This is a genomic window from Faecalibacterium prausnitzii (assembly GCF_003287405.1).
GTDB classification, from domain to species: Bacteria; Bacillota; Clostridia; order Oscillospirales; family Ruminococcaceae; genus Faecalibacterium; species Faecalibacterium intestinale.
Map to the genome: position 1 here is coordinate 77924 of NZ_PRLD01000007.1, position 19664 is coordinate 97587.

Annotated in this window: 15 protein-coding genes and 2 tRNA genes; 12 read left to right on the forward strand and 5 right to left on the reverse strand. The window is 59.1% G+C overall.

Annotation, left to right across the window (positions count from 1 at the left end; genetic code table 11):
- Positions 1–93 precede the first annotated feature (93 nt).
- The 5 genes from C4N24_RS08495 (at position 94) to C4N24_RS08515 (ending at position 7764) form a co-directional block, all read left to right on the forward strand.
- On the forward strand, positions 94–2361 hold the full coding sequence (locus tag C4N24_RS08495) for a hydratase (protein WP_181573070.1): 2268 nt from the start codon (positions 94–96) through the stop codon (positions 2359–2361).
- Positions 2362–2375: 14 nt separating this feature from the next.
- Positions 2376–3236 carry a PHP domain-containing protein gene (locus C4N24_RS08500; RefSeq protein WP_112091052.1) on the forward strand — a complete coding sequence of 287 codons (861 nt, stop codon included), beginning with the start codon at positions 2376–2378 and terminating at the stop codon, positions 3234–3236.
- Positions 3237–3241: 5 nt separating this feature from the next.
- On the forward strand, positions 3242–3505 hold the full coding sequence (locus C4N24_RS08505; protein ID WP_112091053.1) for a TIGR03905 family TSCPD domain-containing protein: 264 nt from the start codon (positions 3242–3244) through the stop codon (positions 3503–3505).
- 437 nt (positions 3506–3942) lie between these two features.
- On the forward strand, positions 3943–5715 hold the full coding sequence (locus C4N24_RS08510) for an oleate hydratase (RefSeq protein WP_112091054.1): 1773 nt from the start codon (positions 3943–3945) through the stop codon (positions 5713–5715).
- 288 nt (positions 5716–6003) lie between these two features.
- Positions 6004–7764: a bifunctional metallophosphatase/5'-nucleotidase gene (locus C4N24_RS08515; protein ID WP_112091055.1), complete on the forward strand. Its 1761-nt coding sequence runs from the start codon at positions 6004–6006 to the stop codon at positions 7762–7764.
- Between the two features lie 351 nt (positions 7765–8115).
- Here the strand turns inward: C4N24_RS08515 and C4N24_RS08520 are convergent.
- Positions 8116–8189 (reverse strand) — tRNA-Gln (locus C4N24_RS08520).
- 228 nt (positions 8190–8417) lie between these two features.
- Between C4N24_RS08520 and C4N24_RS08525 the strand changes: the two genes are divergently transcribed.
- From C4N24_RS08525 to C4N24_RS08540, 4 genes are all read left to right on the forward strand, one after another.
- On the forward strand, positions 8418–8705 hold the full coding sequence (locus C4N24_RS08525) for a hypothetical protein (RefSeq protein WP_015538363.1): 288 nt from the start codon (positions 8418–8420) through the stop codon (positions 8703–8705).
- Positions 8706–8825: 120 nt separating this feature from the next.
- Positions 8826–8972 (forward strand): six-cysteine ranthipeptide SCIFF, encoded by a 147-nt coding sequence (scfA, locus tag C4N24_RS08530; protein WP_005926683.1) that lies wholly within the window; start codon positions 8826–8828, stop codon positions 8970–8972.
- A gap of 67 nt (positions 8973–9039) precedes the next feature.
- On the forward strand, positions 9040–10491 hold the full coding sequence (gene scfB, locus C4N24_RS08535; protein WP_044960665.1) for a thioether cross-link-forming SCIFF peptide maturase: 1452 nt from the start codon (positions 9040–9042) through the stop codon (positions 10489–10491).
- Positions 10488–11906, forward strand: coding sequence for an amino acid decarboxylase (locus tag C4N24_RS08540; protein WP_112091056.1), 1419 nt, complete (start codon positions 10488–10490; stop codon positions 11904–11906). Before scfB ends, C4N24_RS08540 begins: the two co-directional genes overlap by 4 nt.
- Before the next feature lie 212 nt (positions 11907–12118).
- Here C4N24_RS08540 and C4N24_RS08545 read toward each other — a convergent pair whose 3' ends face one another.
- From C4N24_RS08545 to C4N24_RS08560, 4 genes are read right to left on the reverse strand one after another with little or no spacing between them, the layout of a single operon-like run.
- Positions 12119–12796 (reverse strand): TENA/THI-4 family protein, encoded by a 678-nt coding sequence (locus C4N24_RS08545; RefSeq protein WP_112091057.1) that lies wholly within the window; start codon positions 12794–12796, stop codon positions 12119–12121.
- Entirely contained in the window at positions 12789–13589 is an 801-nt protein-coding gene (thiD, locus tag C4N24_RS08550) for a bifunctional hydroxymethylpyrimidine kinase/phosphomethylpyrimidine kinase (RefSeq protein WP_112091058.1), read from the reverse strand. Before thiD ends, C4N24_RS08545 begins: the two co-directional genes overlap by 8 nt.
- 20 nt (positions 13590–13609) lie before the next feature.
- Positions 13610–14506: an NAD(P)-dependent oxidoreductase gene (locus tag C4N24_RS08555; protein WP_112091059.1), complete on the reverse strand. Its 897-nt coding sequence runs from the start codon at positions 14504–14506 to the stop codon at positions 13610–13612.
- Positions 14507–14524: 18 nt separating this feature from the next.
- On the reverse strand, positions 14525–15325 hold the full coding sequence (locus C4N24_RS08560) for an aspartate dehydrogenase domain-containing protein (protein ID WP_112091060.1): 801 nt from the start codon (positions 15323–15325) through the stop codon (positions 14525–14527).
- Positions 15326–16107: 782 nt separating this feature from the next.
- On the opposite strand from C4N24_RS08560, the gene C4N24_RS08565 reads away from it, so the two are divergent.
- From C4N24_RS08565 to C4N24_RS08575, 3 genes are all read left to right on the forward strand, one after another.
- Positions 16108–17622, forward strand: coding sequence for an IMP dehydrogenase (locus C4N24_RS08565; RefSeq protein WP_005926656.1), 1515 nt, complete (start codon positions 16108–16110; stop codon positions 17620–17622).
- Between the two features lie 213 nt (positions 17623–17835).
- The gene (locus C4N24_RS08570; RefSeq protein ID WP_112091061.1) at positions 17836–19353 is read left to right on the forward strand and encodes a nicotinate phosphoribosyltransferase; all 1518 of its coding nucleotides are present in this window, start codon (positions 17836–17838) and stop codon (positions 19351–19353) included.
- Between the two features lie 180 nt (positions 19354–19533).
- A tRNA-Leu gene (locus C4N24_RS08575) sits at positions 19534–19617 on the forward strand.
- The last annotated feature ends 47 nt before the right edge of the window (positions 19618–19664 follow it).

A 19664-nucleotide genomic window follows, 5' to 3' on the forward strand; every position in this document is an offset into this window, starting at 1 on the left:
GCAGGGCAGGGGGGACCCCGCACTGCCGGGGCAATGCCCGCAATTGCGGCGGGCGGGAAAATACAAAAAGAGAGGCGAATCGAGATGTTGGATATGATCAGATGCAGCACCGGCGGCGCGTACTATGCGCGCGGCGAGTGGGTGCCCGCAGACGGCAATGCACCCGCTGCACTGGCAGCAAAGGGCTTTGATGCCGCTGCCGTTGCCACGGCTAAGACCGGCACTATGGCCTACAATATTATGCAGGCACACAACACCAGCGGCGATGCCGAGAATCTGAAGATCAAGTTTGATGCCATGGCAAGCCATGACATCACCTTTGTGGGCATTATCCAGACCGCCCGTGCTTCCGGGCTGGAAAAGTTCCCCATCCCTTATGTGCTTACCAACTGCCACAACAGCCTGTGCGCTGTGGGCGGCACTATCAACGAGGACGACCACCGCTTTGGTCTGTCCGCTGCCAAAAAGTACGGCGGCATCTTTGTGCCCCCGCATATGGCAGTCATCCATCAGTATATGCGTGAGCGCTTTGCGGGCTGCGGCAAAATGATCCTTGGCTCGGACTCCCACACCCGCTACGGCGCACTGGGCACCATGGCGATCGGCGAGGGCGGCGGTGAGCTGGCAAAGCAGCTGCTGGGCCGCACCTATGATGTTGCCCGCCCGGGCGTGGTGGCCATCTACCTGACCGGCAGTCTGCCGGCGGGCTGCGGCCCCCACGATGTAGCCATTGCCCTTGTGGGCAAGCTGTTCAAGAGCGGCTACGTCAAGAACAAGGTCATGGAGTTTGTTGGCCCCGGCATTGCTTCCCTGCGGCAGGATACCCGCAACGCCATTGATGCCATGACCACCGAGACCACCTGCCTGTCCTCCATCTGGGAGACTGACGAAGTCACCCAGCGTTTTCTGGCAGTGCACGGCCGTGCAGCGGACTACAAAAAGCTGGCACCGGCAGACCTTGCCTACTACGACGGCGTGGTGGAGGTGGATCTTTCTGCCATCCGTCCCATGATCGCCCTGCCCATGCACCCCTCCAACGCCTTTACCATCGAGGAGCTGAACGCAAATCTGGAGGACATCCTCCACGCCTGCGAGCAGGATGTGCAGAAGCTGATCGGCCGCAAGGATGTGCAGCTGGATCTGTGCAGCAAGATCGAAAACGGTAAGCTGCGTGTGGATCAGGGCGTGATTGCAGGCTGTGCAGGCGGCCTGTACGACAGCATCTACGAGGCTGCTTCCATCCTCAAGGGTCACACCGGCGGCTGCGGCGACTACGCCCTGAGCGTTTATCCCGGCAGCCAGCCCATCATGATGGAACTGGTGCGCACCGGCGTCATCGGCGAGCTGATGGCCAGCGGTGCCACCATCCGCACCGCCTTCTGCGGCCCCTGCTTCGGCGCAGGCGATGTGCCCGCCAACGGCGCACTGTCCATCCGTCACACCACCCGCAACTTCCCCAGCCGCGAAGGCTCCAAGCCCGGCAGCGGCCAGCTGTCCGGTGTGGCACTGATGGATGCCCGCAGCATTGCAGCCACCACCGCAAACGGCGGCATCTTGACCCCTGCCACCGACATTGATTACGATCCCACCGTGCCGGAGTACCAGTACGATGCTTCCAGCTACGACACCCGCGTGTATCAGGGCTTTGGCAAGGGCGATTACGATGCCCTGCTCAAGTTCGGCCCCAACATCAAGGACTGGCCGGAGATCGCACCGCTGGGCGACAACCTGCTGCTGAAGGTGGCTTCTTATATCACCGACCCTGTCACCACCACCGACGAGCTGATCCCCTCCGGCGAGACCTCCTCTTACCGTTCCAATCCGCTGGGTCTGGCTGAGTTCACCCTCAGCCGCAAGGACCCGGAGTATGTGGGCCGCGCCAAGGCCGTGCAGGCCGAGGAAGCTGCCCGCCGCGCCGGTGCAGGGGACGCCGCCCTGCTGGCAAAGGTGAACGCCGTGCCCGGCTGCGAGCAGCTGAAGTGGAACGATATCCAGATCGCTTCTACCATCTTTGCAGTCAAGCCCGGTGACGGCTCTGCCCGCGAGCAGGCCGCCAGCTGCCAGCGTGTGCTGGGTGCCGGTGCCAATATCGTTACCGAGTACGCCACCAAGCGTTACCGCTCCAACCTGATCAACTGGGGTATGCTGCCCCTGCAGCTGGCAGGTGCCACCCCCTTTGGTCTGGGGGACTATGTGCTCATCCCCAATGTGCGGGAAGCACTCAAGGGCGATCTGCAGAGCATCAAGGCCTACGTTTTGGGCGATACCGTCAAGGAGTTCGAGTTGTACATGGCTCCGCTCACCACTGACGAGCGCCAGATCCTGGCTGACGGCTGCCTGATCAATTTCTATAAGCACTAAGGAAGTAACCCGCTATGTCCTGTGACCTGCATATCCATTCCACCTGCTCGGACGGTGCTGTGCCCATCGAGCGGCTGGCGTCCATCGCCGCCCGCACCGGGCTGCACGCCATCGCCCTTTCCGACCACGACACCCTGCTCAGCGCCCAGTACGCCTACGCCCACACCGGGCAGGACGGGGTAGAGCTGATCCCTGCCGTGGAGCTGACCGGCTACGACTTTGAGCGGCAGCACCGGGTGCACCTGCTGTGCTACTACCCGGACGTGGACTGCCCGGCGCTGCGGGAGCACTGCGCCATCATGAAGGAGCGCCGCAACGCCTGCGCTTTGCAGAGCGCAAAGGAGCTGGAGCAGCTGTACCCGCAGTTTACCACCGACCTTGCGTGGGAGACCACCAAGGCCAGCGGAGTGCTGTTCAAAAGCGGGCTGATGCAGGCGCTGGAACTGCTGGGCCTGACCGATGGCAGCATCTACGGCGAGACCTACCACAAGCTGTTCGGGTGGAACCCCCGGGGCATCGTACTGCACTCGCCGGAGTATCTGCCGGTGCGGCAGGTGCTGGCTACCGCTAAAGCCAGCGGCGGCGCGGTGGTGTTTGCCCACCCCACGGTGTACAAAAGTATGCCCCTGCTGCGCGAGCTGGCGGCAGAGGGCGCAGTGGACGGCATTGAAGTGTACCACCCCAGCAACAGCCCGGAGGACAGCGCCGAGTGCCTTGCCCTGTGCAAGCAGTACGGCCTTGTTGCCACTGCGGGCACGGACTTCCATGGCCGCAACCACAAGCACCCCCACCCCATCGGTACCTGTACCGCACCGGACGAAGCCGCAGCGCAGCTGCGCGCCATCGCTGAAAAACGTAAAAGAGAGAGGACGTAAAGACCATGAGCAAGGAATTTTCCTTCCCGAACAAGGGCACCTGCTCCAAGCAGACCAACTTTGTGCTGAACGATGACCACACCATTGCATCCATCGAGGTCATCGGCGGCTGCAACGGCAACCTGAAAGGCATCTGCCAGCTGCTCACCGGCATGAAGGCAGAGGACGCCATTGCCCGTCTGGACGGTACGCTGTGCGGCTTCCGCAGCACCAGCTGCCCGGACCAGATCGCCAAGAACCTGAAAAAGGCTCTGGAAGAGATGAACTAAACTCACTGGAGAGCCGCTGCACAGACCTTTGTGCGGCGGCTCTCTTTTGTTGTACATGGGGAGCATCCTCGCCCTCTCCGTCTTTGCTTCGCAAATCCACCTCTCCCAAAGGGAGAGGCCTTGGCAAAGAGATGAACTTTGCGTGGACTGCCAAGGGCTCCCACTTTGGGGGAGCTGGCATCGCGCAGCGATGACTGAGAGGGCGAGCCCGCTGAAAATGGCAAGAGCAAGGCAACGACTAAGCTGAAAGATTTTGCATATCGCTTTTATGTCACAATTTGTACGCATTTCCAGCAAATAAGGGCGGATGTAAAAAATCTATACACCGGGCAAAGTTTGTTTGTTGTTCAAGTTCACTTTGCGGGGTATACTGTTGCCATAGAGAACAGCACGATGAAGGCTGTGAAAAGATATTTTTGAAGCAGGGAGGCTTTTTTATGTACTATTCCAGTGGCAACTACGAAGCTTTTGCAACCCCCAAAAAGCCGGAGGGCGTGGATCATAAATCCGCTTATATCATCGGCTCCGGTCTGGCTGCGCTGACCGCTGCCTGCTATCTGGTGCGTGACGGTCAGATGAAGGGCGAGCACGTCCATGTGTTTGAAAAGAACGCACTGGCCGGCGGTGCCTGCGATGGCTACAAGTACGATATCGGCTATGTGATGCGCGGCGGCCGCGAGATGGACAACCACTTCGAGGTCATGTGGGATCTGCTGCACTCCATCCCGTCTCTGGAGACCGAGGGTGCCAGCGTGCTGGACGAGTATTACTGGCTGAACAAGGAGGACCCCAACTTCTCCTTGTGCCGTGCCACCGTCAACCGCGGCGAGGATGCCCACACCGATGGCAAGTTCGGCCTGTCCGATAAGGGTGCCATGGAGATCATGAAGCTGTTCTTCACCCCGGACGAGCAGCTGCAGGATAAAAAGATCACCGATTTCTTCGATGACGAGGTGCTCAACACCAACTTCTGGATGTACTGGCGCACCATGTTCGCCTTCGAGAACTGGCACAGCGCTTTGGAAATGAAGCTGTACCTCAAGCGCTATATCCACCACATCGGCGGTCTGCCGGACTTTACCGCCCTGCGCTTTACCCGCTATAACCAGTACGAGTCCATCATCCTGCCCATGGTGCACTATCTGGAAAGCTTTGGCGTGCAGTTCCACTACAACACCAAGGTCACGGATGTCAAGTTCGACATCCAGAAGGGCCGCAAGCTGGCAAGCTCTGTCACCGTGGAGCACGAGGGCGAGACCACCAACATCGACCTGACCGAGAACGATCTGCTGTTCATCACCAACGGCGGCTGCGTGGAAAGCTGCACCGTGGGCGCACAGAATAAGGCCACCGGTTTCGACCCCACCATCCAGCCTGGCAACGGCTGGGATCTGTGGAAAAAGATCGCCGCACAGGATCCCTCCTTCGGTCACCCGGAAAAGTTCTGCTCCGAGCCGGAGCTGAGCAACTGGGAAAGCGCTACCATCACCACGCTGGACGACAAGATCCCCCAGTATATCCGCAAGATCTGCAAGCGCGACCCCTTCAGCGGCCACACCGTCACCGGCGGCATCGTCACCGTCAAGGACTCCAGCTGGCTGCTCAGCTGGACACTGAACCGTCAGCAGCAGTTCAAGGATCAGCCCAAGAACCAGCTGTGCGTCTGGGTGTACGGCCTGTTCAGCGATAAGCCCGGCGATTACGTCAAAAAGCCCATGCGTGACTGCACCGGCCGCGAGATCTGCATGGAGTGGCTGTACCACATCGGCGTGCCCGAGGATCAGATCGCTGAACTGGCAGAGCACAGCGCCAACACCGTGCCTGTGATGATGCCCTATATCGATGCCTTCTTCATGCCCCGTGCCATGGGCGACCGTCCCGATGTTGTGCCCGAGGGTGCTGTGAACTTTGCCTTCCTTGGCCAGTTTGCCGAGACCGCCCGCGATACCATCTTTACCACCGAGTACTCCATGCGCACCGGTATGGAGGCCGTGTACACCCTGCTGAACATTGACCGCGGCGTGCCCGAGGTCTGGGGCAGCACCTACGATGTGCGCGCCCTGATCGATGCCACCGTGAAGCTGCGCGACGGCAAAAAGATCACCGACATGGATCTGCCGCTGATCCCGCGTCTGGCTTTGAAGGAAGCCTTGAAGAAGATCGAGGGTACCGACCTTGAGAAGTTCCTCAAGGAGTATAACGCTATCTGATATTTCCTCTCCTCCGATAGACCCGGCAACGGGTCTGAATCCCCCCTAAAAAAGACCTCTCCGCTGCTCTGCGACAGGGCGCGGGGAGGTCTTTTTTGTATGGGATTTGTGTAAAAATGGTACAATGTGTGTCAAAATAAAGCGGGACGTGAAAATTATTTGTGCCAAAAGAATGATTTTGGCTTGTCTGCGGCGGCGTTCTGTGCTATGCTAGAACTATTGAAAGGGCAGGAGGGAAGAGCCTGCCCCAAATGCGATACGCCAAAAATAAAAGGAGGTCGTTTTCCTGTGAAACAACTTATTTCCCGTCGCAGCTTTTTAAAGGCTGCTGGTGTGACCGCTGCCGCTGCATCCATGGCCATCGGTGCACCCGCCGCATCGGCCTGCTGGCTTGGTGATAAGTCTGACGTCACCATCCTGTACACCAACGATGTCCATACTTACATCGACAAGCAGAGCCCCAAGCTGACCTACGCCGCCATTGCCGACCTGAAGCAGAGCTATCAGAACGCCGGTAAGGACGTGCTGCTGGTGGACGCAGGCGACCATGTGCAGGGCACTGCCTATGGCTCTATGGACGAGGGCGCTTCCATCATCAAGCTGATGAACGCTGCCGGTTACGATGTCGCCACCCCCGGCAACCACGAGTTTGACTACGGCATGGACCGCGCCAAGGCCATCATGAAGGAAGCGGACTTCCCGTACCTGTCCTGTAACTGGGTAGACCTGCGCACCGGCCTGCGTGTGCTGCCCTCCGTCAAGGTGTTCGTGCGCGGCGGCAGACGCATTGCCTTTGTGGGTGTGACCACCCCCGAGACCTTTACCAAGTCCACCCCTGCCTACTTTATGGACAAGGCACAGCGCAAGTACATCTACGACATTCAGGGCGGCGAGGACGGCAAAAAGCTCTATGACGCCGTGCAGAAGGCCATTGATAAGGCAAAGCTTCTGGCAGACGTGGTCATCGGTCTGGGCCATCTGGGCGTAGACCCCTCTTCCTCTCCGTGGACCAGTGAGGAAGTCATTGCCCACACCAGCGGCTTTGACGCCTTTATCGACGGTCACTCCCATACCGTAATGGAGAACAAGCAGGTGCAGGATGCCTCCGGCAAGGCGGTCACCCTGACCCAGACCGGTTCTTACTTTGCCAACGTTGGCGAGATGACCATCGCTGCGGACGGCACCATCACCACCAAGCTCATCCCCACCCACGAGGGTATGGATGCAACGATCGCTGCCATGCAGACCAGCTGGGTGAACACCGTGGACGATATGCTGGGCGAGAAGATCGCTGTGGGCGACAGTGATTTCTATGTTTCCGACCCTGCCACCGGCAAGCGCCGCATCCGCTCTGCCGAGACCAACCTCGGCGACTTTGTGGCCGACGGCATCTACGCCTACTTCAACGAGGTGGAAAAGCTGCACTGTGATCTGGCCATCATGAACGGCGGCGGCATCCGCGCCGACGTGCCCGCAGGCGACTGGACCTTCAAGACCTGCAAGCAGGTCAGCCCCTTTGGCAACGTGGCCTGCCTGATGTCGGTCACCGGCAAGCAGATCCAGGACGCATTGGAGTTTGCAGCCCGCTTTGCAGGCGAGGGCGGCAAGGAGAACGGCGGCTTCCTGCAGGTGGCAGGTGCTACCTACGAGATCCACACCGATATCCCCAACACCGTGCAGACCGACGAGAAGAATGTCTGGATCGGCAGCGCCACCGGCACTCCGCGCGTGCAGAACGTGAAGATCTACGATAAGGCTTCCGGCAGCTATCTGCCGCTGGACCCGGGCGCTACCTACGCGCTGGCCGGCATGAACTACACCCTGCGCAATCTGGGCGACGGCTTTGCCATGTTTGACGGCGCAGAGCTGATCAAGGACTATGTGTCCGAGGATTATCTGGTGATGGCTACCTACGCTATGATTTTTGACGGCGCAGATGCTGCGGGTCTGCCGCACCTGTCCAGCGCCAACAGCCCGCTGGCCGCTTACCCCGGCTATCTGCTCAACTACGAGCAGCCCTACGGTGCAGGCCGCATTACTATTCTGTAAAAGAAAGCTCTTTATTAAGGCAAAATCAACGGTATAGCAAAAAAACGGGCAGTCTGCGGGCTGCCCGGTTTTTGTGTGTGCGGGGAAACTCCCTCAGTCAAAGCCTAACGGCTTTGCCAGCTCCCTCTGGGAGGGAGCCTCTGGCGAAACCGGGAACTTTCCCACCATGCCAAAGGCCCCATCCCCGAGGGGGCTGTCTGCGCAGCAGACTGGGGGAGTTTCCCCGGCAGGGGTGACTCTTCAAAAGTTCCCTATGACCCACAGGGGTTTTGAAGAGTCACGGCCTTGCGGCTGTGGCTCAGAATCATACAAACAGAAAAGCCACCTGAGTTTCCTCAGATGGCTTTGTTCTGGTTGGGGATGAGAGAATCGAACTCCCACAAGTAGAGTCAGAGTCTACCGCACTACCACTATGCAAATCCCCAATATTCTGTTGTGTTTTGCGGGGTGAGCCGCTCAACGTGTGCTATTATACGGGAAAAGCCCGGAGTTGTCAAGCATATTTTTGAAAAAAGTTGTACTTTTTTGGAAAATGCCGCAGCAGCGCCGGATAATCTGTGCCGGAGCACTGCCGCGCTTCGGCACATTCTGCGCACCGCACCGCCTATACTGGAAGGTACAAAACCTTGCAAAGTACCAGAAGGAGGATGCCTATGCCGGAACGAACCACACAAAACGCCCAGACCCTGCTTTCGCCCCGCGTCCCGCGGGATACCGAGCACGAGCGCTACCACCCGGAACTGGAAGAAGAACTGAAAGAATGCCTGTTCTGTTTGAAGCGCAACGAGATGATGTTTGATATGGAGGTGGATACCGACCTCATTGAGCAGCGCATCTACGAGCGGCAGGCGCTGCTGTGCCGTTACCGGTACTTACTGGCACGCGCCCGGGAGCTGGGACTGCATACGGTGCTTACCCGCTACCAGCCCATGGGCGGGTGAAAGGGCTTAGCGAAAAAATCTTGACAAAAGCCGCGCTGCGTGATATCCTATTACAAGATAAAAGCGTACCGGAACTATGTCCGGCGCGATAAATTTTTGAGAGTTAGAGAGGTTTCTATCATGGAGCGTATCAAGACTATTGCTACTCGTGACCTGACCAAGAGCGTTAAGACCGGTGGCTGCGGCGAGTGCCAGACTTCCTGCCAGTCCGCCTGCAAGACTTCCTGCGGCGTGGCTAACCAGCAGTGCGAGAACAGCAACAAGTAATTTTTGCAAACCTTATGCCGCCTTTGCCGGGCGGCATTTTTTTGTGTAATCTGGAATGGAGTGTAAAATGGTACATCAGTATCAATTAAACGGTTATAACATCGTGCTGGACACCTGCAGCGGCTCGGTGCACGTTGTGGACGAGGTGGCCTACGATGTCATCGCCATGTACCCGGAGCATACCGCAGACGAGATCGTTGCCGCCATGCTGGCAAAGTACGGCAGCCGCCCGGACGTGACCGAGGAGGATCTGCGCCAGTGCATCGACGATGTGACCAGCCTGAAGGAAAACGGCAAGCTGTGGAGCCCGGATGTCTATAAGGACATGGCCTTTGACTTCAAGAACCGCAACACTGTGGTAAAGGCACTGTGCCTGCACGTTGCCCACAGCTGCAACCTGAGCTGCTCTTACTGCTTTGCCTCGCAGGGACGCTACCACGGCGACCGCGCCCTGATGAGCTTTGAGGTGGGCAAGCGCGCCATGGACTTCCTCATCGAGAACAGCGGCACCCGCCGCAATCTGGAAGTGGACTTCTTTGGCGGCGAGCCGCTGATGAACTTTGATATGGTCAAAAAGCTGGTGGCCTACTGCCGCGAGCAGGAAAAGATCCACAACAAGAACTTCCGCTTTACCATGACCACCAACGGTGTGCTGATCGATGATGATGTCATTGATTTCTGCAACAAGGAGTGCCACAACGTGGTGCTGAGTCTGGACGGCCGCAAGGAGGTCAACGACCGCTTCCGTGTGGACTGCGCAGGCAACGGCAGCTATGACCGCATCGTGCCCAAGTTCCAGGAGTTCGTCAAGAAGCGCGGCGACAAGAACTACTATATGCGCGGCACCTATACCCACTTTAACACCGACTTCACCAACGATATCTTCCACATGGCAGACCTTGGCTTTACCGAGCTGAGCATGGAGCCGGTGGTCTGCGACCCCAGCGACCCCAGCGCCCTGACCGAGGCGGATCTGCCCATCCTGAAGGAGCAGTACGAGATCCTTGCCAAGGAGATGATCAAGCGCGACCGCGAGGGCAGAGGTTTTACCTTCTACCACTACATGATCGACCTGACCGGCGGTCCCTGCATCTATAAGCGTATCTCCGGCTGCGGCTCCGGCACCGAGTACATGGCGGTTACCCCTTGGGGCGACTTGTACCCCTGCCACCAGTTCGTGGGCGACCCCAAGTACCTGCTGGGCGATATCTGGAAGGGCGTTACCAACACCGCCGTGCGGGATGAGTTCAAGCACTGCAACGCCTACGCCCGGAAGGAGTGTCAGGACTGCTGGGCAAAGCTGTACTGCTCCGGCGGCTGCGCTGCCAACTCCTACCATGCCACCGGCAGCATTACCGGCGTGTATGAGTACGGCTGCGAGCTGTTCAAAAAGCGCATGGAGTGCGCCATCATGATCAAGGTAGCCGAGAATCAGGAACTGGCAGCCAAGGGCATTGAGGTGCCCATTGAGCTGGGCTCCACCTGCAACGCCTGCGCTGACGGCGAAGCCTGCGAATGAGCATGACCACCCCCATCGTGGATTTTGTGCGCAGCTATGCACAGTCCGGCACCGCCCGGCTGCACATGCCCGGCCACAAGGGGCAGAGCCTTTTAGGCTTTGAGCCGCTGGATATCACCGAGATCTGCGGTGCGGACGAGCTTTACGCGCCGGAGGGCATTATTGCCGAAAGCGAAGCCAACGCCACCCGGCTGTTTGGCACGGCACACAGCTATTACAGCACCGAGGGCTCATCTCAGTGCATCCGTGCCATGCTGTTTCTGGCGCTGCAAGGCGCACCGCAAAACGGTAAGCGCCCGGTGCTGTTGGCTGCCCGCAACGCCCACAAGGCGCTGCTGTACGCGGCGGCGCTGTTGGATTTTGATATCCGCTGGCTCTGGCCGTCTGCGCAGGCAGAGGGCGCACTGTGCAGCTGCCCCGTCACAGCCGAAGCGCTGACCGGGGCTTTACACGCGCTGGCGCAGCAGGGGATAGAGCCCTTTGGCGTGTACGTCACCAGCCCGGATTATCTGGGCGGGGTGCAGGACATCCCGGCGCTGGCGGCGGTCTGCCGGGCGCAGGGCGTGCCGCTGCTGGTGGATAACGCCCACGGTGCCTATCTGCGTTTTCTGCCGCAGAACTGCCACCCCATCGCGCAGGGCGCGGCCATGTGCTGCGACTCTGCCCACAAGACCCTGCCGGTGGTCACCGGCGGCGCGTATCTGCATCTGGCGCACGATGCCCCCGTGCAGGACGAAGCCGCCGTGCGGGGTGCGCTGGCGCTGTTCGGCTCTACCAGCCCCTCTTACCTCATTTTGCAGTCGCTGGATGCCTGCAACGCGGTGCTGGCAGGGGACTACCCCCGGCGGCTGGCGCAGTGCTGCGCGGCGCTGGAAGGTCTGCGCCGCAGCCTGAACAAGGCCGCAGCGGCACGGCAGTGCCCGGTGCCGCTGGCAGTTGCCGGTGCGCAGCAGGAGCCGATGAAGCTCACACTGGATGCCGCCGCCCTTGGCTGCACCGGCACAGCGCTGGCAGAGGCTTTGCGCCGCGCACAGCTGGAGTGCGAGTATGCCGACCCCCGTTATGTGGTGCTGATGTTCACCCCGGAGAACCCGCCGCAGGACTTTGAACGCCTGCAAACGGCGCTGGAACAGCTTCTGGCTGCTGTGCCTGCCGGGCTGCCCCGCCCCGAGAACCGGGCAGGGGAGTTTGCCGCCTTGCAGCAGCAGGTGGTGCAGTGCTGTACCATCCGGCAGGCGGTGCTGGGCGCACAGGTGCGCATCCCGGTACACAAGGCACTGGGACGGGTGTGTGCCATGCCCACGGTGTCCTGCCCGCCCGCCATCCCTGTGGCGGTCAGCGGCGAGGAGATCACCCCGGCGGCTATCGCCCTGATGCAGCGTTATGGCATTGAGGAACTCTCGGTGCTGCGATAAAAAATATTATTATTTACCCCTTCAGCCGCCTGCGGCGACAGCTTCCCCAAGGGGACGCCTTATGGCTGTGCCGGAAAGCTGCCCGTTGCTACAAAAGCCGTCCCCTTGGGGAAGGTGGCTGCGACCAACGGGAGCAGACGGAAGGGGTAAGTAGGCTGAAAATAAACGACCCACTGCATAAAACTTGCAGTGGGTCGTTTGCGTATCAAAGACTAAATATCCGTCCGGGGTGTGGCGCACATCTCCCAGAAGTGCAGCTCGTGCTCCGAGCAGGCGCGGAAGATCGCGCGGCAGCGGGCGGCGCGCTCCGGCGAAAGGCCGGTGCAGGCGGCTTCGGCGCGTTCTGCCCATGCGCGGCAGGCGGCATCGTAGCCGGGGCCGGCGTAGTCCAGCACCAGCGCGCCGTAGTAGGTGTCCTTTACGGCGGGGGAGCGCTGCAAAAGCTTCTGGAACAGCCAGCCATAGCTCAGCATACAGGGCAGGCAGGCCATCAGGCACTCGGCTTCCCCATCGCCGTTGCGGGCGGCGTCGATCATGCAGTCCAGATAAGCGCGGCTTTCCGGGCGCAGGGGCAGGGACTGGATATCGGCTTCCCGCAGGCCGTACTCTTCCAGATATCGCAGCCGGGTCAGATCCTCGTTCTCCTGCACGAAGGACAGCAGGGAATAGTAAGTGCGCATAGCCGCCATGGTGGTGGCCTTGGTCATGCCCCACGCAAAAATTTTGGCGTACTCCCGCAGATACAGGCTGTCCTCCACAAGGTAGCTTTTAAAGCAGTCCTCGCTCAGGGTGCCGTTTTCCATCTTTTGCAGAAACTCGGTCTGTAAGCACTGTTCCCACACGGGCAGGTCGGCCTGCACCAGCGCCGAAACAAAGGGCAGGTCAGTCACGGACAAAATCTCCCTTCAGGTTGAAGGTGTGATCCATGGGCCCGGAGCCGTGCCCTAAATCCAGCATGGCAGACAGACAGCCGGAAATGTAGGCCTTGGCACGCTCCACGGCAGTGTCAAGGTCGTACCCCTTGGCAAGATTGGAAGCGATGGCGCTGGACAGGGTGCAGCCGGTGCCGTGGGTGTTGGGGTTTGCGATGCGCTTGCCCTTGAACCACTTGCCGGTGCCGCCGCGCCACAAAAGGTCGTCGGCATCGTTGATCTGGTGGCCGCCCTTGCACAGTACGGCGCAGCCGTAGCGCTCGCTGATGGTGCGGGCAGCGGCTTCCATGTCGGCGGCGTTGGCAATGGTCATGCCGGACAGGATCTCCGCTTCCGGGATGTTGGGGGTAAGCACCTCAGCCAGCGGCAGCAGCTTTTCGGTCAGCGCCTGCACGGCATCGTCCTGCAGCAGCTTTGCGCCGGAGGTAGCCACCATCACAGGGTCCACCACGATATGCTTTGCGCCGTAGAAGTGCAGCCGCTCGGCGATGGTGTCGATGAGCGGGGCAGAGGATACCATGCCGATCTTCACCGCATCCGGGTAGATGTCGGTGAACACGGCATCAAGCTGCTGCGCCAGAAACTGCGGCGTAGTGTCAAAAATGGCGGTCACACCGGTGGTGTTCTGTGCGGTCAGGGCGGTAATGGCGCTCATGGCAAACACGCCGTTGGCGGTCATGGTCTTGATATCGGCCTGGATCCCGGCGCCGCCGCTGGAATCACTGCCGGCAATGGTCAATGCAGTTTTCATAGATAAACACTCCTTGTTTTTTATTCGCCCAGTGCGGTGCGGAGGTTGTCCAGCACCTTTTTGCTCAGCAGCACAAAGGCCTGCTTGGTGCGGCCGGCGGACACATTGGCGCAGCGCACGTTTTCCCGGGCAAAGAAGTTCTCAGCCACGGGCCCCGCTGCGGCGCGGGTGTCGCAGAAAAAGCGTGTGCCGGGCAGGTTAAGCCACTTTTCCAGCGCAGCGGAGTCAAAGCCGGGGCCGATGGAGGTGTTGAACAGCACCTTGCCTACACCCAGCTGGGCAAACTCGTTTTCGCCCAGCAGCAGCACGTTCTTGTTCAGGCAGGTGAATACCACCTCGCTGTCCGCCAGCAGCTGGGGCAGGGGCTTGAAGGTCATACCGGCGGCTTCGGCGTCCGGCTTTGCGCTGCGGGCAAAGTAGCTGATCTCTGCGCCCATAAATTGCAGCGCATCGGCGATCATCCGGCCGGAAACGCCCAGACCCACGATGCCCACCTTCAGGCCGGTGATCTCCACCGGCTCGTCCCGCAGCATGGACATCCCAAAGCCGTGCAGCAGGCCGGTCAGCTCGTGCAGAACGTACTCCACAACGCCGCGGTCGCCGTAGTCCCGGATGCCCAGCACCTGGATGCCCCGGGTGCGTGCGTAGGCGATATCCACATTGGCGCTCTCCTCAGAGTACAGGCTGCAGCACATCCCGATATAGCGGATGTTGGGGCACTGCGCGATGACTTCCTTGCCCATGCGGGAGGTGTAGCTCAGCAGTACGGCATCGGCGTCTCCAATGCGGCGCACCATCTCATCGTCGCTGGCGGGTACGTCCCGGTACAGCACCACCTGCTTGGCGTAGCGGTGCAGCTCCTCCTCGGCAGAGGGGATCAGGCTGACAGGCTCAATGGCAACAAGCTTTTCAAACATGACGGACTCCTCCTTATATTAGTAGAAGCAGACGGGCGAAGCCAGATTGCGCAGCAGGGAGACGGCGCTCCAGCCCGCAATGGCGCTGGTGGAGGAGCAGATATCTACCACAGCCTTTACGCCCTCGATCTCGGCAGTGATGCAGTGGTCATCGCCCACCCAGCCGGGCACGGAGTGCATGGTCACACCGGTGATCTCGGGACCGGTGGTGGCCAGAGAGGTAGCCACCGCCACGTTCACCCGGCGGGGGAAGGTAGCAATGGCCTGTTTTGCGTTGCCGGTGAACACGGTGGTCTTTTCGGTGTCGGTCAGCAGGTGCTCTGCCCATACCGGCGTGTTGCGGAAGCCCTTTGCACCGGTGTGGGTCTCGATGCCGGCAGTCTCCGGCAAGCCCTGCGCCTGTGCCATCAGGGTGACGGTCTGCAGCACATCAAAGCCGCCGATGGCACCGCTGGCCAGATGCACCTTGGCGCCGCCCTCCACGGCGGCTGCCTTGACCTGTGCGTAGAAATCCAGATCCGCAAAGGCACCGATGGACAGAATGACCAGATTCACGCCCCGCTTCAGCACCGGGATGGCCATAGCACGCACCGACTCCACCGAAGCGGCCTCCACGATGTACTCCGGCTCAAGCGCCAGCAGCGCGTCCACGTCCTCACAAACAGCGCAGCCGACATTGGCGGCGGTCTTTTCAGCCGAGGCGCGGGTGCGGCTGGTCACGCCCACCAGCTCGTAGTCCGGCAGCAGACCCTTCTTCCACGCGTCAACCACGATGTTGCCCAGAAAGCCGCAGCCCACAATACCCAATTTTGTTTTCATATCCGTATCCTAAACTCCTTTTTCTGCCTGTGGCAGCATATTCAAAGCCAGTATACCATACCGGGCACAAAAAGGGAAATGATGTTTGCGGCAGCCCGGCGGTGCAGGACATAAAAAGTTAACAAAATAAATTACAAAAAAATTACAATACCCTATTGCAAAACGGTTTCAAAAGAGTTACAATATGGTTACAGCAAGGGCAAAGCCCCAAGGCTGTGTGTGAAATCTTTTTCTTCTTGTTTTTTGGGATACTGGGCGCGGATCCTCCTCCTCCGGCTGTTCTCCTTCACAGCTATGATCCATGCGCCGCACAGGCAGTGTCCCGCTTCGTGTGCAAAAGGGCTCGTCCGATGTTCCGGACGAGCTTTTTTGCATTCTGTAAGCTCTGATTTGCCTGCAAAAGTGATACTTCAAAAATCAAAGTATGACCAATGCCTAAAAACGCTTGGCAATTTGTCTGTTTTTCCGCAAAGGACAATTATAAAGTTTGGCGCGGCAGGGGTTTGTATTCTTGCGGGCTTTGTGGTAAAGTATATACAATCAATTTATAGGCAGCAAACATGAAGGATTTTGATGCTGATCTTTATCGGATGCGTTAAAGGTGTATCTGGAAACAAAGAAAATGACGAATATTTCGCAAGCACAAGCGGGATTTAAGGCAAATAGCCGCAGGAATCCTTTGTGGATTTCAAGGCTGTTTAACGCAAAATCCAGCTGTGCTTGTAGAAATAGGCTAAATTTTCGACTTTTCAGATACACCCTAAGAGAAAAGGAGTTTGATTATGGCTTATTTCTACGAAGAACCCTCCCGCACCTTTGGCGAGTACCTGCTGGTCCCTGGCTATTCCTCTGCGGAGAATGTGCCTACGGCGGTCAGCCTGAAGACCCCGCTGGTCAAGTACCGCAAGGGACAGGAGGAGTGCCCGCTGCAGATGAATATCCCCATGATCAGCGCCATCATGCAGTCGGTCTCCGGCGATAAGCTGGCCATTGCACTGGCTCGTCAGGGCGGCGTTTCCTTTATCTATGGCTCTCAGAGCATCGAGAACGAGGCCGCTATGGTGCGCCGCGTCAAGAGCTTCAAGGCCGGCTATGTGGTGTCCGATTCCAATCTGGCTCCCACTGCCACCCTGCATGACGTGCTGGAGCTGAAGGCACGCACCGGTCACTCCACCATTGCCATCACTGCCGACGGTACTCCCAATGGCAAGCTGCTGGGCATCGTGGCTTCCCGCGATTACCGCATCAACCACACCCCGGACGACGCCTGCGTCACCACCTTTATGACCCCCGTTGAAAAGCTGGTCACTGCTCCGGCCAACACCTCCCTGCACGACTGCAACAACATCATCTGGGACAACAAGATCAACACCCTGCCGCTGGTGGATGCCGAGGGCAATCTGGTGTATATGGTGTTCCGCAAGGACTACGACTCCCACAAGGCAAACGTCAACGAGCTGCTGGATAAGAACAAGAGCTACGTTGTGGGTGCCGGTATCAACACCCGCGACTACGCTCAGCGCGTGCCCGCACTGGTAGAGGCCGGTGTGGATGTGCTGTGCATCGACTCCTCCGAGGGCTACTCCGAGTGGCAGAGCCGCACCATCGGCTGGATCCGCGAGCACTACGGCGACACTGTCAAGGTGGGTGCCGGCAACGTGGTGGACGCCGAGGGCTTCCGCTTCCTCGCTGAGGCTGGTGCAGACTTTGTGAAGATCGGCATCGGCGGCGGCTCCATCTGCATCACCCGCGAGACCAAGGGCATTGGCCGCGGTCAGGCTACCGCTGTTATCGAGGTTGCCAAGGCACGCGATGAGTACTACAAGGAGACCGGCATCTACGTGCCCATCTGCTCCGACGGCGGCATCGTCCATGACTACCACATCACCCTCGCGCTGGCTATGGGCGCAGACTTTGTGATGCTGGGCCGCTACTTTGCCCGCTTTGACGAGAGCCCCACGAACAAGGTGCGCATCAACGGCCAGTATATGAAGGAGTACTGGGGCGAAGGTTCCAACCGTGCCCGCAACTGGCAGCGCTACGATCTGGGCGGCTCCACCAAGCTGAGCTTTGAGGAGGGCGTGGACAGCTATGTGCCCTACGCAGGCCCTCTGGCGGACGGCGTGCAGACCACCTTGTATAAGGTCAAGAGCACCATGTGCAACTGCGGCGCTCTGTCCATCCCCGAACTGCAGCAGAAGGCCAAGCTGACCGTTGTTTCCTCCACCTCCATCGTGGAGGGCGGCAGCCACGACGTTGTGCTGAAGAACGCCACCCCCAGCATTATGAACGGCTGAGCCTGATTTATTTGTTATAAGCGCAGAGACCGCTGCACAGCGTTTGTGCAGCGGTCTTTTTGCGCGAAAATACTTGCACAGGCAGGGAAATCGTGCTATCATGATAGAAACGCTCTGTCATGACAGGGCGGCAGATCCCCCTGCCGGGCAAGCGGCAGGCGGCGCGCAGTAGGGAAGAGCTGACGCCGGGTATAAATAGAGAGGAAAACATTCATGAACGAGATCAAGGTTGAGCCTTATATCCCCGATGAGGACTACGATAACCCCGCGATGGTGGTGGACTTTTACGAATTCACCATGGCAAACTGCCTGTTCCTGCATGGTTTTAAGGATACCACGCTGGTGTTTGATATGTTCTTCCGTAAAAACCCGGATAATCAGGGCTATTCCATCAGCGCAGGCCAGCGCAAGCTGACCCGCTTTTTGCTGGACTATCACTTCAATGAGCAGGACATCCACTGGCTGCGCACCAAGGGCATGAGCGAGGAGTTCTGCGAGTATCTGCGCACCTACAAGTGGCAGGGCGATATGTACGCCCTGCCCGAAGGCACGGTCTGCTACCCCCATGTACAGATGGTGCGCATCGAGTGCGATCTGGTAGGCGCGATCCTCATCGAGACCTACCTGCTGCAGACCATGAACTTCCATAGCCTGATCGCCACCAAGGCCACCCGCGTTACCGGCCTGAACACCCACACCCCTCGCAGCGTCATGGAGTTCGGCACCCGCCGCGCACAGGGCGAGAGCGCTGGTAACGATGGTGCTTACGCAGCAGTGCTGGGCGGCTGCATCGGCACGGCCAACTGTCTGGCCGAGATGAAGTTCGGCGCAGAGGTCAAGGCCGTGGGCACCGTGGCGCACAGCTTTATCGAGTTTTTCCCCACCGAGTTCGATGCGTTCAAGGCCTTTGCTGATACCTACCCGGATTCGGTCAGCCTGCTGCTGGATACCTATAATATTATGGAAAGCGGCCTGCCCAACCTGATCAAGCTGGACGATTATCTCATTGAGAAATATCCCAACGATCCCAACCGCCGTGTTAAGAGCGCCCGCATCGACTCTGGTGACCTTGCCCGCGGCTCCAAGCGGCTGCGCAAGGCACTGGATGCCGCCGGCAAGCCCTACATCAAGCTGGTGGCCTCCAACGGTCTGGACGAGAAAAAGATCGCCAACATGGAGCTGTACGAGCACGCACACTTCGACTCCTACGGCGTGGGCGAAAACCTCATCACCTCTGCCTCCGACCCCGTGTTCGGCGGCGTGTACAAGCTGGTGGCGGTGAAAAAGCCGGACGGCAGCTACACCCCCAAGATGAAGTGCTCGGACTCCGCCAGCAAGGCCATCATCCCGGGCAAAAAGATGCCGTGGCGTCTGTACGACGAAAACGGTCAGGCGCAGTGTGACCTGATTGCCATGGACGGCGAGGTCATCGAGGCCGGTAAGCCGGTCACCATGGTCAATCTGGACTCAGACGCCATCGAGCGCACCATCACCTTTACCCCCACCGCTGTGCGTCCGCTGCTGGTGCCGCATATTCTGGGCGGTAAGCTGGCCATTGAACTGCCCTCTATTGCGGAGAAGAAAGCCTATATTGCAAAGCAGCTCACCGAGGAAACTTGGGAGAGCGAGCTGCGTCTGGAGTGCCCCCACAAGCACTACGTCAATATGACCCCCGCAGTGGCCGAGTGCCGCTCCCGGATGTACGCCGAGCTGCACGGCGGCAAGGTGTAAGCAGCACCGAATAAGCGGTTTTTCTTGACAAAGTACGGAAACTATTGTATCATAAATATCGCTGAATTTCATGTTACTTCAAGTGACGGCAAGTCATTTGGATGACATTTTACCTCACACCTGTTATTCCCGGTTCCCTCCCAAGCCAGAGGGCAGCAGGGCTTTGTAAGCCGGGTTTGCGCCGCTGTGGTGAAATTGGCAGACACGAGGGACTTAAAATCCCTTTCTGGAGACAGAGTACGGGTTCGACCCCCGTCGGCGGCATCGGAAAGCCTAGAATTATTCGTTGATTCGAATGATTTTAGGCTTTT

Bases quoted from the DNA above. Each gene is read 5' to 3' on its own strand.
- C4N24_RS08525 (WP_015538363.1), top strand. From the start codon at position 8,418: ATGCCGGAACGAACCACACAAAACGCCCAGACCCTGCTTTCGCCCCGC.
- thiD (WP_112091058.1), bottom strand. From the start codon at position 13,589: ATGAAAACTGCATTGACCATTGCCGGCAGTGATTCCAGCGGCGGCGCC.
- C4N24_RS08560 (WP_112091060.1), bottom strand. From the start codon at position 15,325: ATGAAAACAAAATTGGGTATTGTGGGCTGCGGCTTTCTGGGCAACATC.
- scfB (WP_044960665.1), top strand. From the start codon at position 9,040: ATGGTACATCAGTATCAATTAAACGGTTATAACATCGTGCTGGACACC.
- C4N24_RS08570 (WP_112091061.1), top strand. From the start codon at position 17,836: ATGAACGAGATCAAGGTTGAGCCTTATATCCCCGATGAGGACTACGAT.
- C4N24_RS08505 (WP_112091053.1), top strand. From the start codon at position 3,242: ATGAGCAAGGAATTTTCCTTCCCGAACAAGGGCACCTGCTCCAAGCAG.
- C4N24_RS08565 (WP_005926656.1), top strand. From the start codon at position 16,108: ATGGCTTATTTCTACGAAGAACCCTCCCGCACCTTTGGCGAGTACCTG.
- C4N24_RS08510 (WP_112091054.1), top strand. From the start codon at position 3,943: ATGTACTATTCCAGTGGCAACTACGAAGCTTTTGCAACCCCCAAAAAG.
- C4N24_RS08500 (WP_112091052.1), top strand. From the start codon at position 2,376: ATGTCCTGTGACCTGCATATCCATTCCACCTGCTCGGACGGTGCTGTG.
- C4N24_RS08540 (WP_112091056.1), top strand. From the start codon at position 10,488: ATGAGCATGACCACCCCCATCGTGGATTTTGTGCGCAGCTATGCACAG.
- C4N24_RS08495 (WP_181573070.1), top strand. From the start codon at position 94: ATGATCAGATGCAGCACCGGCGGCGCGTACTATGCGCGCGGCGAGTGG.
- scfA (WP_005926683.1), top strand. From the start codon at position 8,826: ATGGAGCGTATCAAGACTATTGCTACTCGTGACCTGACCAAGAGCGTT.
- C4N24_RS08555 (WP_112091059.1), bottom strand. From the start codon at position 14,506: ATGTTTGAAAAGCTTGTTGCCATTGAGCCTGTCAGCCTGATCCCCTCT.